This window comes from Rhizobium sp. SRDI969 (genome assembly GCF_025152725.1).
Lineage (GTDB): Bacteria > Pseudomonadota > Alphaproteobacteria > Rhizobiales > Rhizobiaceae > Rhizobium > Rhizobium leguminosarum_I.
Map to the genome: position 1 here is coordinate 390,527 of NZ_CP104037.1, position 16,693 is coordinate 407,219.

The 16,693-nt window shown below is 54.9% G+C and carries 14 protein-coding genes and 1 pseudogene; 1 reads left to right on the forward strand and 14 read right to left on the reverse strand.

Translation table 11 applies throughout. The annotated features are described in order from the left end of the window. Window positions 1–310: 310 nt before the first annotated feature. The 7 genes and pseudogenes from N2A41_RS28940 to N2A41_RS28970 all read right to left on the reverse strand — a co-directional run. Window positions 311–805 (reverse strand): annotated as a pseudogene (locus tag N2A41_RS28940) (IS6 family transposase); the annotation flags it as partial. Between the two features lie 472 nt (window positions 806–1,277). Then, window positions 1,278–1,547, reverse strand: coding sequence for a hypothetical protein (locus N2A41_RS28945; protein ID WP_260111533.1), 270 nt, complete (start codon window positions 1,545–1,547; stop codon window positions 1,278–1,280). A 273-nt stretch (window positions 1,548–1,820) separates the two neighbouring features. Next, the gene (locus N2A41_RS28950; RefSeq protein ID WP_260111534.1) at window positions 1,821–2,609 is read right to left on the reverse strand and encodes an enoyl-CoA hydratase-related protein; all 789 of its coding nucleotides are present in this window, start codon (window positions 2,607–2,609) and stop codon (window positions 1,821–1,823) included. Between the two features lie 56 nt (window positions 2,610–2,665). Continuing rightward, window positions 2,666–4,324: an FAD-dependent oxidoreductase gene (locus tag N2A41_RS28955; protein WP_260111535.1), complete on the reverse strand. Its 1,659-nt coding sequence runs from the start codon at window positions 4,322–4,324 to the stop codon at window positions 2,666–2,668. Window positions 4,325–4,350: 26 nt separating this feature from the next. Further along, window positions 4,351–5,118: an alpha/beta fold hydrolase gene (locus tag N2A41_RS28960; RefSeq protein ID WP_260111536.1), complete on the reverse strand. Its 768-nt coding sequence runs from the start codon at window positions 5,116–5,118 to the stop codon at window positions 4,351–4,353. A 46-nt stretch (window positions 5,119–5,164) separates the two neighbouring features. Continuing rightward, the gene (locus N2A41_RS28965; protein WP_260111537.1) at window positions 5,165–6,352 is read right to left on the reverse strand and encodes a CaiB/BaiF CoA transferase family protein; all 1,188 of its coding nucleotides are present in this window, start codon (window positions 6,350–6,352) and stop codon (window positions 5,165–5,167) included. Between the two features lie 45 nt (window positions 6,353–6,397). Further along, entirely contained in the window at window positions 6,398–7,366 is a 969-nt protein-coding gene (locus tag N2A41_RS28970; protein WP_260111538.1) for a cupin domain-containing protein, read from the reverse strand. Between the two features lie 233 nt (window positions 7,367–7,599). Here N2A41_RS28970 and N2A41_RS28975 point away from each other — a divergent pair, with 233 nt between their 5' ends. Next, on the forward strand, window positions 7,600–8,574 hold the full coding sequence (locus N2A41_RS28975) for a helix-turn-helix transcriptional regulator (protein WP_260111539.1): 975 nt from the start codon (window positions 7,600–7,602) through the stop codon (window positions 8,572–8,574). A 45-nt stretch (window positions 8,575–8,619) separates the two neighbouring features. Here the strand turns inward: N2A41_RS28975 and N2A41_RS28980 are convergent, their stop codons facing one another. The 7 genes from N2A41_RS28980 to N2A41_RS29010 all read right to left on the reverse strand — a co-directional run bounded on the left by N2A41_RS28980 (window position 8,620) and on the right by N2A41_RS29010 (window position 16,673). Next, window positions 8,620–10,260 carry an electron transfer flavoprotein-ubiquinone oxidoreductase gene (locus N2A41_RS28980; RefSeq protein ID WP_260111540.1) on the reverse strand — a complete coding sequence of 547 codons (1,641 nt, stop codon included), beginning with the start codon at window positions 10,258–10,260 and terminating at the stop codon, window positions 8,620–8,622. 72 nt (window positions 10,261–10,332) lie between these two features. Further along, window positions 10,333–10,827, reverse strand: coding sequence for a hypothetical protein (locus N2A41_RS28985; RefSeq protein ID WP_113544607.1), 495 nt, complete (start codon window positions 10,825–10,827; stop codon window positions 10,333–10,335). 3 nt (window positions 10,828–10,830) lie between these two features. Next, entirely contained in the window at window positions 10,831–12,450 is a 1,620-nt protein-coding gene (locus N2A41_RS28990) for a GMC family oxidoreductase (protein WP_260111541.1), read from the reverse strand. An 80-nt stretch (window positions 12,451–12,530) separates the two neighbouring features. After that, window positions 12,531–13,463: an electron transfer flavoprotein subunit alpha/FixB family protein gene (locus N2A41_RS28995; protein WP_260111542.1), complete on the reverse strand. Its 933-nt coding sequence runs from the start codon at window positions 13,461–13,463 to the stop codon at window positions 12,531–12,533. A gap of 25 nt (window positions 13,464–13,488) precedes the next feature. Continuing rightward, window positions 13,489–14,250, reverse strand: a complete 762-nt coding sequence (locus N2A41_RS29000) for an electron transfer flavoprotein subunit beta/FixA family protein (protein ID WP_260111543.1) — start codon at window positions 14,248–14,250, stop codon at window positions 13,489–13,491. Window positions 14,251–14,327: 77 nt separating this feature from the next. Then, window positions 14,328–15,137 (reverse strand): aspartate dehydrogenase, encoded by an 810-nt coding sequence (locus N2A41_RS29005; protein ID WP_260111544.1) that lies wholly within the window; start codon window positions 15,135–15,137, stop codon window positions 14,328–14,330. Window positions 15,138–15,155: 18 nt separating this feature from the next. Continuing rightward, window positions 15,156–16,673 (reverse strand): aldehyde dehydrogenase family protein, encoded by a 1,518-nt coding sequence (locus N2A41_RS29010; RefSeq protein ID WP_260111545.1) that lies wholly within the window; start codon window positions 16,671–16,673, stop codon window positions 15,156–15,158. Window positions 16,674–16,693: the final 20 nt, after the last annotated feature.

Genomic DNA, 16,693 nt, shown 5'->3' on the forward strand with positions numbered 1-16,693 from the left:
GCTGATGTTCAAAGCGCGCGGATGACGCGCGCGGGGTTGCCGAAAGCGAGAACATTGCTGGCAGATCTTTTGCCGTGAGGCTTTCTGCGCCTACCACAGTGTTCTTGCCGATGGTGATGCCTGGACAATTGGTACCTCTGCCACCAAGCCAGACTCCGACCTCCACACGGACCGGCAAAGCTCGTTCCGCCCCAGAGCGGCTCGTTTGAGCATCGAGAGGATGACTTTCGTGTAGATGTGCACGCCCCGGCCAATTTGGGAGTTGTCACGTTGCCCAGTGTTAAACGGCCGCCGCGCTTTTTCATTTAGATCAGGCAATTGCGCCGGTGACGGCCTTCCAATGAGCCATAGCGCGGATGCCATGAACATGAGTTGGCAGCGCGGATCGTTTGCGGCGTGGGGTGACGAAGATATTTCGAAGTGCCGAGAAGATCGGGATGAACCGCTGCAAGCCTCCGATTGATCGGGAAGCTCGCATGGTCCTCTCCAGTTTCCGCAGAGAGGCAAATGGGAATTTTCGCTCGATCGTTAAGGCCCTCATGGGATCATATCCGGCTACGTCCCGCTTGGCGGCGCCATACGAGCGCGGCTTGTTGATAATGATCCTCTTGGGCGGCATGTCTGCTTTCCTCAGCAGCCTGATGAGCAACCGCTTAGCGGCCTTGGTGTCGCGTCGGCTCTACACAATCTCGTCGAGTACATAATCATCTTGATCGACGGCACGCCATAGCAAGTGTTTTCCGCCCGCGGTGGAGATCACGGCCTCATCGAGGTGCCAGACATCCTGGCCCGAAGGTCGCTTGCGGGCGAAACAGCATGCTGTGTCAAATCAGTCCTCAAGCCGAGCGCTCTCGCTCCTTCGGATATCGCGCAAATAGCTCTGTAAGCTCTGCAAAAGGGAAAGAATGACGTTTGCGATATCGGTTGTATAAATTAACGTATTCATGAGAGACTGTCCTCAAGCAAGTTCCTACAACGAGATTGATAGGACAGTCCAACCGAGACAATGGACAGAAATGCCAGGTTGCTGGACTTTCTTTGCCAGAAGTTTGGCGAGTGCGGACCTCCGGAGGCTTCCAGGTTGTGTTGTGCACGCTTAACTTCTCCCGGGGACGCAGTGTCTTCCAGGTATAGATTCTAGCAATTTCTTGACGTTAGGCGTTTGTCGATGGGGAACACCGCGGATATTGCATCAGTTTCTATTATTTTCAGCCCATCGTGCGACGAATTCCAATCCGCCGCGAGTATGCCCACGTAACCATCGTAGGTTCGATCAATCAGAGGTTCGACGATTTGCCGCTGATTGCGTAGACGGCGATGGATGCGCGCAGAGCTGGCTTGAATACCCGCTGCTCTGTCATCATATGGATTATTGCCGTGCCGCCGCGCTTGGGCTCTTCGGCTCGCGCCGTAAACGCCGCAGACATACCAAGTGCTGACAAGGTGGTGAGCCGATGGCGAATACACTGTCTGTGAGTTTCAACATTTCCCTGTTTTTGTGTTGCAAGAAGCCGCCCCAAAGCCAAACGATGTGTTGATTTTTTCAACTGGTTATGTGGTTATGTGTCGTTTCGTACCCGCCGGATCATATGGCTTGGCTGGCGAGTCCCATTCATTGCTGCGAGTTGTTAGTGCGACCTGAACGAAATTGCGTTCGCTCTTGATGCTCGCAAGCATCAGAGGCTGTGCAACTAAACGGAAGGGAAAACGGGGCCGCGCTAATTGTTAACAGCGCTTCGAAGCCACCAGTCTGCTCGACACCCTCTCAAATGGAGCCTCGATGCTGGCGACGGAGACGCAGACGAGATCGTCGATTATCATCAACGGCCCTTGAAGACTGGGGCTCGTTTCTCACTGAATGCGAGCATTCCCTCACGTGAATCTTCGGTCAAGGCAAGTTTGCTGATCGCCTCACGTTCAAACGTCAAGCCGTTCTCAACCGTTGCCGCGATCGCCACGGCCACACATGCCTTTAGCGCTTGTATGGCGGCGGGCGCACGCTGTGCGATTTTGCTGGCAATTTCCAGCGCTCGTCCTACCGCCGCGGAAGGCTCGCATATTTCGGCAATCATTCCGAGTTCCTTCGCGCGATACGCATCGATCGGCTCGCCGGTCATTAACATGAAAGTTGCGACGTTCGGCCCCAGCTTTCGCGGCAGACGTTGAGTGCCACCATCACCTGGAATGCCCCCCAGTAAGATCTCCGGTTGGCCAAATTTTGCGTCGGCTCCGCCGATGATAAAGTCACATAGCATGGCCAATTCACATCCGCCTCCAAACGCCATGCCATTAACGGCGGCAATGAGCGGTTTTTTGAACGACTCGATGACCTTCCAAGCCCGAATACGCTTAGGATTGTTAGCGACATTCACGGGACCAAATGTGACCATTTCCTTGATGTCGGCGCCGGCCGAGAAGTACTGATCTGTACCTGTCAACACAACGCAGCGTACCTCGTTATTGCCTTCCAATTCTACCAGAATACGGCCGAGTTCAATAACCATCGAACTGTGCAGGGCGTTCTTTTTGTCTGGACGGATAATCCGGATCAAGGCCACATGCAGTTCAGGAAACTCCACCCGCAGCTTGTCTGAAAGATTTTCATCCATGATCAATCCTTACTCGGGCTCGAACACCCATTCATCTGGTTGTTGATTTGGTCTTCTTAGCGCCTGTTGTCACGCAGGATACTTTGCGCGCAGATATATCCCCATGTCATATAAGGACCAATTGTCGTGCCGACTTGGCTAGGTGCGCGTGCCCCAATGGGACCTGCCATTACATTGCCGGCGCAATACAGCCCTACAATAACGCTTCCGTCGCTTCGCAGAGCCTGTCCGAGTTCGTTGGTTCGAACTCCACCTTTGGTTCCAAGTAGCGAAGGACGGAACCTGTATGCTACGAAGGGCGCTCGGTTGATCTCTTTCATGAGGCCTAGGCTGGCAGCCAGTTTCTTCTCGTAGAAGCTCGAGGTTCCGCGGGCGAAATCGAGATCCTTGCCTTCTCGAGCAAACCCATTGAACCGCTGGACCGTCGATTTCAGGTTTTCGGCGGGCAGCTTCGTCAATGCCGCGAGTTCATCCAATGACGAAGCTTTTAAAAGCCAACCTGGCTTGTACCTGCGGTACCACCAAATCAGGGGCGTCCGCTTGACCATCGGCCAATGGCTGATCACCCATGCCGGTTGATGGATCAGTTGACCGTCTTCCCCACGATCCATCGTGCGAGCATAGATCCAGTACTCGTACTCACTTGCGAATCGTTTAGCGGAGTGGTCGACGATGATTGCATCGGGCTCCGCATGGATCCTCAGAGGTAGCCCGTGTAGTTCTCCCTCATACTCTATTGGCGGCTGAATGACGATATTGCCCTCGTCCATGTGGGCAAACGCCGCCCCTAACGCCTGCGCCATTTTATGGCCGTCGCCCTCGTTACTGCTGGGGCCGCTTTTAAAGTCCACTTCGCTCGGAAAATATTTGCGCAGCATGTCGGGGTCCCATTCGAACCCACCCGATGCAAGAACCACACCGTTACGCGCTTTGAACGTAACTTGAGATCCGCCTCGTTCAACCTTGACACCGTCTACGACGCCCTCTTCGCTTACGGTGAATTCGACAGCACGGCTTTCCAGCTCAATTAGGCATCCTAGGCTTAGACACCCTTTGAGCAAACCAACAATGAGCCCATTACCCTGTGTAACGGAATCCGTCAGCCAACGCCCAATAATTGTAGGCGCAAACTTCAGGGTGCCTCGGATCGGCTGTCGATCGAGCTTCGCTGCAACGGTTTCATGGTAAGTCAGCCTTTGTGGGATCGTCGATCGTCTAATTTTTTTTCTGAACGGCCCCAGGATTCTACGACTGATTGGTTCGACGGAAAGAATTCGACTTGATTTGGCTCCTTCAGCTTCCTGGAATGGATCGGGCACACCGGTGAGCTTGAAGCGGACGGGAGAATGCGTTTCAACAAGCTTCAGCATGGCCGGGCCGTTTTCGACTTGGGTTTTCCAGAGAGCGTCCTCCGTTTCCCGCCACCCGGCGGGAGCGGTTTCACGGATATATTGAAGTGCCTCCGCCGGAGTATCGAAGAAGCCGGCTGCTTGCGCATAGTGGTTTGCCGGAAGCCATGTCATCCCTCCAGACATGGCGCTCGTTCCACCGATCTTCGCAGTCTTCTCGATTATCCTCACGGTTCTACCGTTAGATGCCGCCGTTAAAGCAGCCGTCAATGCCGCAGCGCCGGACCCGACAACAATGAAATCTGTGATATAGCCATCATCGACGACGTATTGCTCGACGTCGGGCACTTTTCCGATGCGGTCCACCCATGCCTCCTATCGCTAAGCCACCTCTAGACCTGAACTTGCTCGGCTAGAAAGGGCTGGATCACTTCGAAATAGCGCTCAGGCCGTGTCACCGGGAAAAAATGGCCCCCGTCCAGCATTTCCAGCCGCGCACCTGGAATTAGCTCGGCGATGTTGCGAGATTGATATGGAGGAGCAAGCATGTCATCCGTGGCTCCCACGACCAAGCTCGGCAAACTCACCTGGCGGAGCTCGTCACGGCGATCGAATGAGTAAACCGCTTTCTGCCGCAACTGCATCACATGGTCCGTGGCTTTTGGCCCACCGTCCAACCGCGCCTTCAGATCATAACTTGGATCGAGGACATTCGCCCCGGGCATAGCCAAGAGGGCGGAGAGATGGCCAAAGGCAGCGGATCCGGCGGTCTCTAGTACCTTCTGGCGTAGATTGCCGATGGTCATCATGTACCAATCAAACGCACAGAACGTTCCGCTGAATACTGCCGATCTCACGCGTGACGGATGGTCGAGGACAATGCATTGAGTGATGACGCCGCCCATGGAATGCCCGATGATACTTGCTTTCGCTACGCCTGCGTCGTCTAGTATGCTGATCGCATCGCTCACGATCTCATCAAGCGTATGCCGCCCGGTAACCTCTCGATTGGCACCCATTCCTCGTTGGTCGAAGCTTAAAACGGTGAACTGTTCTGCTAGGCGTGGCCGCTGCTTGTCCCAAAAGTTTGCGTGACCGCCCAGTCCAGTAATGAGCAGCAATGCGCGCTCGCCGGATCCTTCTTTATTATATGCCAGCATTTTCGTAGCCTTTCTGGAAACGGTTGTGGATCGGCAATTCACGTGGTCATTTGTTGATGACATTACTCTGTTTGAACACTTCGATCTCACCCGTCGAATATCCAAACTCGAGGAGAACTTCTTCGGAATGCTGGCCGAGCAACGGCGGAGGCACGAGTGAAATTTGGTCCACTTCCGAAGATTTGATTGCGTTACCTACCGTTCGGAACTTTCCTTGTTTCGGATGGGAAATTTCGACGAGAATTCCATTCTCTTCCACCTGAGGATGCTTGAGTGTCTCGCCGAGAGGCAGGACGGGACTACAGAGAATATCAACTGCGTCTAGACGACGCTCACACTCTGCTGTCGTAAATTTCGCGAATCCCTCAGCCATCCGCCGCCGATACTCCTCCCGGTTCGCCATCTGCTTTGCCAGCGTCGAAAGCGCAGGGTCCGCTGTGATGTCCGGAATTTCCAAAGCGTTGCAAATATCTGAAATTGGATTGGCCCGAAGGACGGCAATGACGGCAATGTGACCATCGGCAGTGGCAAAAACATCCATTGGATCTTGTTGAAGTGGATTGAAATCTTTGCCGGTAAGAAGCTTTTGCGTAACCTCTTGCTGCTGCATCACAAGAAATACATCGAGAAGATTGATCTCGATTTTTTGGCCACGGCCTGTGCGCTCTCGATGGAAAAGAGCAAGCAGAACGCCTTGTGCCAATATCATTCCCGACGAAAAATCTGATGCTGAAATCGGAAAAAGCTGAGGCTTGCCGCTTGGATCCTTGTTTCCATGGGCGACCCCGGCAATCGCCTGGGCAACAAAATCCATACCGCCCTTTCCAGCCAGTGGCCCTTTCACGCCAAAGCCCGAGCCTTCCACATAGATGAGTTTCTCGTTCTCGGCGCGAAGGTCGTCATACCCAAGCCCAAGCCGTTCAATTACTCCAGGACGGTAGTTATGGACGAAGACGTCCGAATTTTTCGCAATGCGCTTCACGATCGCGAGGCCCTCGGGGCTTTTGACGTCCAAGGCAAGGCTGCGCTTGTTCCGATTCATGCCCAGGAAGTTTGCGCTTTCGTCATTTCGATCGGCACGATACCTGTCGATCGTCCGGCTGATATCGCCGATTCCGGGCCGCTCGATCTTGATCACATCCGCGCCAAAATCGCCAAGAACCTGGGTGCCGCACGGTCCAAACATAATTTGTGACAGATCGCAAATGCGAATTCCTTCTAACGGCAGAGCCATCGGTTTCTCCCAATTGTTTGTCTGAATTGAAAAGCAGGAAATCCATCATGAGATGCCGTTGATGATGAATCCATATCTTTCGACAAGCATTCGCTCCGTCTCAGGATTCCTTGGGATATCGGTGGGACGGGGAACACCGGGCAGTTTCCGAACGCCGGTCGCGCGAAGGGCGCTTTCTACGCTCGGCGGCAAAAATACGCCGCCATACCGGAATGGTTCGTCTGTGTTGTTCTCGAAATGGTGCATGACTTTCGGGGGAAGCACGATGAGGTCGCCTTCGGCGATGTTATGTCGCTCTTCCTCGATGACAACCACTCCGCTCCCCTGAGTAACGATTACAATTTCCTCGGAGACCTGATGCCCGTGGCTTCGAACCTTTGCACCAGCCTCAAGGAGCTGCGAAGCAGCGCAAAAATAATTGAGCGGAATTGTCGGCGGCGCTAGCTTAATGCTGACAAAACCGACGCTCGGGGCTGCCTGCCAATATTCCTCCCCCTCGTCGTCCTGAACGACAATAAAGTCATCCTGTGATGGCTCCGCAGGCCTTTCGTCCAACTTGACGCCGAGTATGGCAGCGATATTTGCTGGAAATTCCTGCGCGGCGCCAGCGGGAAAGAGATCGAAGCGCGCTTCCGGTCCGGGAGGAAACGAGATTATTGACAGTCGAAGATTTTCATCCCCCTGCTGCTCGAACTGGACTTCGACACCACGTCCGCAAAAGACAAACGTTCCTCGCGAGACAGGATGCCTCCGTCCGGCACTCTGTACCGTTCCGCTGCCGCCAAAACATATAATCACTCTCTCATTTAGTTCATGGATGTGTGATCTCACGCGGCCGCGAGCGTGTAGGTCTACCCCGACAATCGAAAAATTCGAGTGGGCGTGGCTCAGTGGCGAGACTTTCACCCGAGCTGTGCACGCGACCCCCGCCGAAAGGTTCGTCGTTATCCCATCGTCCGCCGAAATGACGATTGCTTCGCGCAGATCTTGCTCGCGCTTAAATTCTTTATGCATGGCGTATCAACCTCAACTCTTCGATTAGAACTCTTGGAATGTTGACATCGGTATCGATCGCTCCTCACAGCAAAAAATGCCCTTGAGAGGCTGAGGGATAACGTCGTCCCCGGATCCATGCCCCGAGTGAAAGAAATCACTTTCGCTGTGAGCGGACAATGGTAATATCCAACAATAAACTGGACATTCTACTCATCTCTGCAGTGCGAGCGTGGGGAATTGGGAGGCGGTCTGTGACGCAGAAAACAACCAAGCGACTTGTTAAGAGCCCGACTCGAGCGCCAGCTTACTCGCTTTACGGGGAGAGTCCGGAATTTGGTCAATCGATCTTTTCGAACGCCGAGTCGATTCTCGTTCGAAGTAATAATTTGACGTCAAATATCGATCTTCACGTACATCTGGATTTGTATCAGTTTGTCTACATTTCCGAGGGAAGGTCCACTTTGATATCCCCAAGCGGGAAGTATAATTTTGGCACAAATAGCCTGGTTATGATTCCACCGAACATCGAGCATGGTTTTTATTCTTACATTGAAACAAAAACGTTCGGCCACGTGATAACGATCAGTGACGCATATTTTGATCGTCTTGCACAGAGGGGCGTTCTGGCCAGCGACCTGGTCAAATACATAACAATCATCGAGCAACTCGACAGAGACAGAAACCCAGAGGTTTTCACGGCAATAGAGCGAGTAATATACGAGCACAATTCAGAACATTATCCGTTCATTCTCGCAAGAGAGGCTGCTGTTCTTTCTTTCATCGTCGAATTTCTTAGAATTGTTGCGGAACGAAACGTTCTGCAATTTGGTGTTAAAACCAGTGATATCGGTGATCTGTCGGGAAAAAGTAAAATTGAAATATTGTCTCAGCTTATCGAGAGATATTACAAGACAGAGAAGAATGTACAATTTTACGCCGACAGAATGAACATGTCGATATCAAACCTTAATAAGATCTCTGTAAAGGCTACCGGAAAGACCTTGCACAGCAATATAAAGGCTCGGAACCTGGAGCAAGCTCGATCCTACCTGGCAAATACGAATTTGAGCGTAAAGGAAATTTCATTTTCACTTGGCTACGATGACGCTGCCTACTTCACTCGGTTTTTCACGACTAACACGGGTCTATCGCCAATCGCGTTTCGTCGGCTGTCCGTAAGAGCTACGCGCGATGGTGAGCATGTGCTCCCTCTTGATCCAGCCTAGCGTCGCATGCGGGCGGAAGTTCGTCGTCATTTTGTGTTTGAGAATTTACATATTCGGATAGACCGGCCCCTCGCCGCCCTGCGGCGGCACCCAGTTGATGTTCTGGTTGGGGTCCTTGATGTCGCAGGTCTTGCAGTGCACGCAGTTCTGGGCGTTGATGACGAAGACGTCCTTGCCGTCCTTTTCCACCCATTCATAGACGCCGGCCGGACAGTAACGCGTCGACGGGCCGGCATAGATGTCGTGTTCCGAACTCTTCTGCAGCGCCATGTCCTTGACCTGCAGATGAACCGGCTGGTTTTCCTCGTGATTGGTGTTCGACAGGAACACCGAGGACAGGCGATCGAAGGTCAAGACGCCATCGGGCTTCGGATAGGCGATCGGCTTGTGCTGCGAGGCCGGCTCAAGCGATTGGGCATCGGTCTTGCCGTGCTTCAGCGTGCCGAAGAAGGAGAAACCGAGGAGCTGGTTCGTCCACATGTCGAGCCCGCCGAGCGCTACGCCGAGTGCCGTGCCGAACTTCGACCACAGCGGCTTGACGTTGCGTACACGCTTCAAATCCTTGCCGATGTCGCCCTTGCGCCATTCATTCTCGATCTCGATCACTTCGTCATGGCTGCGGCCTGATACGATCGCCGCGGCGATCTTTTCGGCCGCCAGCATGCCCGACAGCACCGCATTGTGGCTGCCCTTGATGCGCGGCACGTTGACCAGACCGGCCGAACAGCCGATCAGCGCCCCGCCGGGGAAGGAGAGCTTCGGCACCGACTGGTAGCCGCCCTCGGTGATGGCACGCGACCCATAGGACAGCCGCTTGCCGCCCTCGAAGGTGGTGCGGATCGCCGGATGGGTCTTGAAGCGCTGGAATTCCTCGAAGGGATAGAGATAGGGGTTCTTGTAATTGAGGTGGACGACGAAGCCGACGGCCACCAGATTGTCTTCCAGGTGATAGAGGAAGGAGCCGCCGCCGGTCTTCATGCCGAGCGGCCAGCCGAAGGAGTGTTGCACCAGGCCCGGCCTGTGGTTCTCCGGCTTGACCTGCCAGAGCTCCTTGATGCCGATGCCGAATTTTTGCGGCTCACGGTCTTTCTGCAGATCGAACTTGGCAATCAACTGCTTGGCGAGCGAGCCGCGCACCCCCTCACCGATCAGCACGTACTTGCCGAGCAGTTCCATGCCGCGGGTATAGTTCGGGCCGGGCTCGCCGTTCTTCTCGATGCCCATGTCGCCGGTGGCGACACCGATGACGGCGCCCTCGTCGTTGTAGAGCACTTCGGTTGCAGCAAAGCCCGGATAGATCTCGACGCCGAGTTCTTCGGCCTTGGTCGCCAGCCAGCGACAGACGAGCCCAAGCGAGACGATGTAGTTGCCGTGATTGTTCATCAGCGGCGGCATCAGCACATTCGGCAGGCGAACGGAGCCGGCCGGGCCGAGCAGCAGGAAGTGATCGGCGCTTACCTCGGTCTTAAAGGGATGATCGGCCTCGTCGCGCCAGCCGGGCAGCAGCCGATCGATACCGATCGGATCGACGACGGCGCCAGAAAGGATATGCGCGCCGACTTCCGCGCCCTTCTCCAGCACGACGACGGAGAGCTCCGGATTGACCTGCTTCAGCCGGATCGCCGCCGCAAGACCGGCAGGACCGGCGCCGACGATCACAACGTCGAATTCCATGCTCTCGCGCATCGTTTACTCAAAGCTCGGTGGGCAGACGGGTTAGAAGAGTGACGCAGTTGATCACGCTGCGATCACAACGCATCACTCTACAGCTAGATAAATCGGCCCGCGCTCTATCACCGGATCTAGAATTCCGCTCGAAAGCTCGTCGGCCGCATCAAACAATCCGGGAGGATTGCGATGAGGCGTAGGATAATTTAGCTCTGATTTCATCTCATCGGAGTAAATGTACGCGCCGACGATCAGCGTCGACAGAATGTAAAACGCTTCCCCATTCTCTGCCTCAAGTTTTTTGAGCCTGTCCCACATTTCCGTCCCGGGGGTGACGCGCAACTCCTCAAGAACACCGGTCAGGAGGTCGAAATGCTTATCAAGGATTGCGGCAGCATTTGTAACAAGCTGATCGAACTTCGAAACCGCGCTGCCGGATCGAAAATCGTCCTGAGGCGGGATCAGGGCATCGGCTACGGTGCGTAGCGTTTGCAACTCCATGTCCGTGAAAGGCCGCGGCGGAGCTGCGCTGGGCCTCGAGACGGACAAGCGCTTCTCGCCGGATACTCTCAAATTGTTCGTCATCTCTTAAGCGCCTTTCTTCAGGGTTCGGGTAAGCTCTTTCGCATTTCGAAGCGCGAGCGCGGTTATCGTGCTGGTCGGATTTGCGGAACCTCCTGTAACAAAAATGCTGCCGTCGGAAATAATCAGATTGGGTACGTCGTGCGCACGACCGAATTCATCGACTACCGAACTATTGGCATCTTTTCCCATTCTTGCAGTACCCAACAAATGTCCCGGTTCGCCCTGTAAATCAGTGATTTCGATGATTTTCCTTGCTCCACCGGCCTTATGAATTTCCACCATGCGGGCAACAGTGAAATCACGGATTTTCAACGTGTTTTCGCTATAGCGATAACGAATTTTAGGGGCCGCAATCCCGTCTGCGTCCGTCAGATGTGGATCGAGGGTGACGCAGTTGCTCTCTTCCGGCAGATCGTCGATGTTCGCGGCCCACATGAGTGAATTGCGTGCCTCTCTAACGACCTTGTGAAAGTTTTGTCCCCACAGAGCATCAAATTTCAGGAGTCGATGAGGGTCGATACCAGTCATAATGAGTCCAGGGGTCGGGCAAGCGTGAAGTTTGGCACCACGGACAAAGCCTCGGCGTCGATCGGTTTCGAAAAATTGCATCGAGCTTACGGCAGATCCTGCGGGTCCGCGCCAGGACTCAAGATCTTCATCGTAGTAGCCAAAGACAGCACAATTCGGATGAAGCATCAGGTTTTTGCCAACCAAGCCTGACGAATTTGCGAGGCCGTGGGGATGCTTTTCCGAAGCCGATAGAAGAAGAAGCCGCGGCGTCCCAATGCCGTTAGCGCAGAGAACCACAGTTCGTGCTCGGCTATGATATTCAGTGCCTTCCTTAATCCAAGCTGCACCCGTTGCTGCACCCTTTTCATCGACTGTGATTTTCGAAACGCGAGCACCGGTGATTAGTTTTGCGCCTGCCTTGATCGCTGCTGGCCAATAAGCCAGGTCAAATGAAGCCTTTGCTCCTTCTGGACAGCCTTGAGTACATGTAGCCCATCGTGCGCATGCTGCGAGCGAACCGATCTTTTGGCTCGGTATCGCATTCGAGTGGGGCCACCAATGCCACCCAAGGACGTTCATCGTTTGCGCGGCCTTCATGCCATGCTTGCCGAGAGGCATCGGAGGCATTTTTGGGGCATATCCCTCAGGGTAGGCTGGATCACCTTCTAAACCGGACACACCGATGAAGTCATCGATCTCGTCATAAAAGGAGGACAGTTCCGCGTAATTGAGCGGCCAGTCGTCAGCAACTCCATCCAAAGTTCGCACCCGAAAATCGGATGGCGCTAACCGAGACCACAGAGCACTGAAATGTATCGTTGATCCTCCGACCGCGCTGTACATCGAAGGCGCCAGATCAGTCTCCGAGACCTCCAATGGGTAATCCGCAGGATTGCGCCTGTGATTGGGTTCAGCTTGCCAGTGACCTCGTGCTACCAACTCCCACATGTCGAAATTCGCTGCGTAGTCCGATGGAAGTGCGTAGTCGCCTTGTTCTAAGCACAAGACGCGAAGTCCGGCCAGCGCAAGGGTATGGGCAGTGACGGCCCCTGACGGACCCGAACCTATAATCACCGCATCGTAGATATCTTCGTGTCCTGTGTTGCCATCCATGTCCTGTGATCCATTCAATTTGTGTAGAGTCTGGCGGTTTGGCTTGGCTCTCGAATTTCGTTTGGCTCTATGCGTGACGATCAAACAGCGTTTTGAAGTTGGGGGAGGACTTCGAAGAGATCGGCGACCAATCCGTAGTCGGCGACCTGGAAGATCGGCGCCTCTTCGTCCTTGTTGATGGCGACGATCACCTTCGAATCCTTCATGCCGGCCAGATGCTGGATGGCGCCCGAAATGCCGCAGGCGATATAGAGCTGCGGCGCCACCACCTTGCCGGTCTGGCCGACCTGCCAGTCGTTTGGCGCATAGCCGGCATCGACGGCGGCTCTGGATGCACCGACGGCAGCTCCCAGCTTGTCGGCGAGCGGCAGGATGACTTCCCTGAATTTCTCGGCCGAGCCGAGTGCCCGGCCGCCGGAGATGACAATCTTGGCCGAGGTCAATTCCGGACGATCTGACTTTGAGACATGGTCCGACACAAACGAAGACAGCTGAGACGAAAGAGCTGCCGTTGAGATACCCTCAACGGCAGCAAAGGGGCCTTGGGAGGCCGCGGAAAAGGATGCGGTGCGCACGGTGATCACCTTCTTCGCGTCGCTCGCCTGCACCGTCTGGATGGCATTGCCGGCATAGATCGGCCGCTTGAAGGTATCTGACGAGATCACCTCGATGATCTCGGAGACCTGGGCGACATCGAGAAGAGCCGCCACCCGCGGCAGAACATTCTTGCCGACCGAGGTCGCGGCAGACAGGATCGTGTCGTAGCTGCCCGCCAGCGAAACGATCAGGTCGCCGAGCGGTTCGGCAAGGTTGTTGGCGAATTCGTCGCTTTCGGCGAGCAGCACTTTCGAGACGCCGGCAAGCTTGGCAGCGGCATCGGCAGCGGGCTTGGCAGCCTTGCCGGCAACGAGAATATGAATATCGCCGCCGATCTCGGTGGCGGCCGTCACCGCCTTGGCGGTCTGATCGGACAGGCTGGCATTGTCGTGGTCAGCCAGAAGAAGAATGGTCATGATGATGGCTCCTGTTCCCAGCTGATTACAGCACGCCGGCTTCGTTTTTGAGCTTGTCGATCAGTTCGGCGACCGACTTGACCTTGACGCCGGCCTTGCGGCCCGACGGCTCCTCGGTTTTCAAGACCCTGAGGCGCGGCGTGGTGTCGACGCCGAAGTCAGAGGGGCTCTTCTTGTCGAGCGGCTTCTTCTTCGCCTTCATGATGTTCGGCAGCGAGGCATAACGCGGTTCGTTCAAACGCAGGTCTGATGTGACGACCGCCGGCAGTTTGATCTCGATCGTCTGCAGGCCGCCATCGACTTCGCGGGTGACGGTTGCTTTGCCCCCAGAACCAAAGGCTTCGATCTCGATCTTCGAGGCGAAGGTCGCTTGGGCAATTCCCATCAGTGCCGCCAGCATCTGGCCGGTCTGGTTCGAATCGTCGTCGATCGCCTGCTTGCCGACGATGATCAGCCCCGGCTGTTCGGCATCGGCGACAGCCTTCAAGATCTTGGCCACCGTGAGCGGCTCTACAGCATCGTCGGTCTCGACCAGGATCGCCCGGTCGGCGCCCATCGCAAGTGCGGTCCGCAGCGTCTCCTCGGCCTTGGCAGGACCGATCGACACCACCACCACTTCCTCGCACCTGCCGGCTTCCTTCAGCCGCAGCGCCTCTTCCACCGAGATCTCGTCGAACGGGTTCATCGACATCTTCACATTGGCAAGCTCGACACCCGTGCCGTCCGGCTTCACCCGGATCTTCACGTTGTAGTCGACAACCCGTTTGACTGGGACGAGAATTTTCAATCGATTTCCCTCGATTCTTCCTGTGGACAGCGTCTGTTTGGTGGAATTGCCAGCCCATTGCCGATCAACTGAAACGGCTACACATCAATGGCCCGAAAGTGTCGAACAATGGCTTCTTCGACGCTTAATGCCGCCAACCATGACGTTTTTGGATTGTCGGGCAAAGGTTTGTTCTGGAGCTCAATCTTGAAACTGCCAAAAGCTCCTTGTGCCTCCACCCGATGACTATTTGCAGTCGCACTAGGGTCCGCAATCAACACGACTTGAGTAGCCTCAAAACCGATACCTGCGAGCGCTACTGCGGCGGTTACATTGGCATTTTTTGGATAAAGTCGTGCGGCCTGCTCTGCATTGCCTTGAAATATTGCAGTCGCCTGGCTGAGGGACGCAAGGTCCACGATGTCTGCCGCCGGCGTTCCCGTCCAAGCACTGGGCGGTTTCGTTCCGGTATATGCGACAGAGCTTAGTCCTGCACTTCTTGCCGATCTTAGGACGTCGAGCCCCCCAATGGCGCCTGACACTGCGGTTAGGCGACTACGGCCCTCTGTCGCCGCAGCTTCGAGGCTGTCAAGCAGCCTCTTTTCACTCAAACTGCCCACAGAAACGATGATTGTGTCGATACCCTTTCGCAACAATGCGGGAACGTAGTCACGGACCGCGTCGTGGCTTGCACATTCAACGACGAGTGAAGGACGCCAGTCGATCAGGTCCGAAACGTCGTTGAAGAGTTTCACGGCACCCAGTTCGCTCGGCGTCGGCGCGAACTCCTCAGGGACCAACGTCGCTGCAACTCCGAACTGGTCTCCAGCTCGACGAAACGACGCTTGCAAGCTCCGCGCCATCGCTCCAAATCCTATAACCGCAATGCGCTGTTTATCGTTCTGCAAAACAGTTCCCCCGAAGAATCAGCCGATTGTGTGAGCAAGGATTGGACGACGGGTACCCAGCTTCACGTAAGTTTGCTTGGTCTCCATGTATTCATGAAGGGCATCCAAACCGTTCTCCCGGCCGAATCCGCTTTGTTTGACACCGCCCTGTGGCAGCTGCACAGCTGCCTCTAGATAAGTGTTGGCAAAAACAGTCCCGGATCTCAGCCTGCGCGCGGTCAGAAGAATCCTGTCGATGTCCTTGCTCCAAACGCCGTTTGCCAACCCGTATTCCGTAAGATTAGCGAGAAGTATCGCCTCTTCCTGGCTTTTGAATCTAGTGACGCATAGAACTGGTCCGAATATTTCCTCTTGGAATACCCTCATTTCCATTGTGACTTCAGTTAAGATCGTCGGAGCAACGAAATAGCCATCGTCGTATTCCTGACCGCGAAGACGCTGCCCGCCACAAATTAGGACCGCTCCTTCTTTTTCGCCTTCTGCGACATAAGCAAGAACCTTATTCATGTGTTCTTCATGAATAAGCGCGCTCATGTCCGCCTGCTCGTCGGTCGGATTGCCGACATTGACGCGCTTCGCACGTTCGGCGAGTTTCGACACGAACTCATCCGCTATACTGTCCTCAATAATCAAACGCGCTCCGGCCGCGCATACCTCGCCTTGATTAAATACAAAACCAAAGAGGATTCCATCGAGTGCAGCATCGAGGTCTGCATCGGCAAACACGATGTTCGCACCTTTTCCTCCCAGTTCTAACGCCACACGCTTTATGCTCTCGCCGCATTTAGCACCGATCCGCCGACCGACTGCGGTGGATCCCGTGAACGAGATCATCGAAACATCTGGGTGGCCGGTAAGAGCTTCGCCAACGACGGAGCCTTTGCCTGTTACGACGTTGATGACACCCGCAGGAATACCAGCTTTCGCTCCCAGTCTCGCAATCTCAAGGGTAGTACTGGAAGTGAGTTCCGATGGTTTGATAACAACGGTACAGCCTGCGGCGAGGGCGTAGGGGAGTTTCTGGAAAAGGCAGACTAGCGGAAAGTTCCATGGCACGATCAAGCCAACGACCCCGCATGGTTCCTTCGTGACGAGACCCAGTGCATCGGGACCCAGCTGCGTGTGCGCTTCGCCTTTCGCAGTGAGGGCAAGTGAAGCCGCAAAACGGGTCATTTCAACGACCATTGTCAGTTCGTGAGCAGACATCTTCATTGCCTTAGAAGCCTCTTCCGCTTCCAGCCGCACCAGATGTTCTGCATGATCAGCAATCAGGTCGGCAAATTTATTCAGCAATTTTGCCCGCGCGGCGCCCGTGAGGTTTGCCCAGTCCTCGCGATGGAATGCTCTGACTGCTGCCGTCACAGCCTCATCCACATCTTCCGATGTGCCGGCCGAAAAGCGTGCAAGCAGTGATCCATTCACCGGCGAATGCCGATCAATCAAATCATGCGCCGGATCGGACAGGACGCCGTCGATAAAGTGGCCGTAAACACGGGGCGATATGTAGGATTGGGACTGTAACAAATTGGCCTCCATCGGAAATTCTGCCGTTCAGT

What these genes read in the sequence shown, in the direction of transcription:
- N2A41_RS28950 (WP_260111534.1), bottom strand. Translation starts at nt 2,609, where the DNA reads ATGGATGAAAATCTTTCAGACAAGCTGCGGGTGGAGTTTCCTGAACTG.
- N2A41_RS28960 (WP_260111536.1), bottom strand. Translation starts at nt 5,118, where the DNA reads ATGCTGGCATATAATAAAGAAGGATCCGGCGAGCGCGCATTGCTGCTC.
- N2A41_RS28965 (WP_260111537.1), bottom strand. Translation starts at nt 6,352, where the DNA reads ATGGCTCTGCCGTTAGAAGGAATTCGCATTTGCGATCTGTCACAAATT.
- N2A41_RS28970 (WP_260111538.1), bottom strand. Translation starts at nt 7,366, where the DNA reads ATGCATAAAGAATTTAAGCGCGAGCAAGATCTGCGCGAAGCAATCGTC.
- N2A41_RS28980 (WP_260111540.1), bottom strand. Translation starts at nt 10,260, where the DNA reads ATGCGCGAGAGCATGGAATTCGACGTTGTGATCGTCGGCGCCGGTCCT.
- N2A41_RS28985 (WP_113544607.1), bottom strand. Translation starts at nt 10,827, where the DNA reads ATGACGAACAATTTGAGAGTATCCGGCGAGAAGCGCTTGTCCGTCTCG.
- N2A41_RS28990 (WP_260111541.1), bottom strand. Translation starts at nt 12,450, where the DNA reads ATGGATGGCAACACAGGACACGAAGATATCTACGATGCGGTGATTATA.
- N2A41_RS28995 (WP_260111542.1), bottom strand. Translation starts at nt 13,463, where the DNA reads ATGACCATTCTTCTTCTGGCTGACCACGACAATGCCAGCCTGTCCGAT.
- N2A41_RS29010 (WP_260111545.1), bottom strand. Translation starts at nt 16,673, where the DNA reads ATGGAGGCCAATTTGTTACAGTCCCAATCCTACATATCGCCCCGTGTT.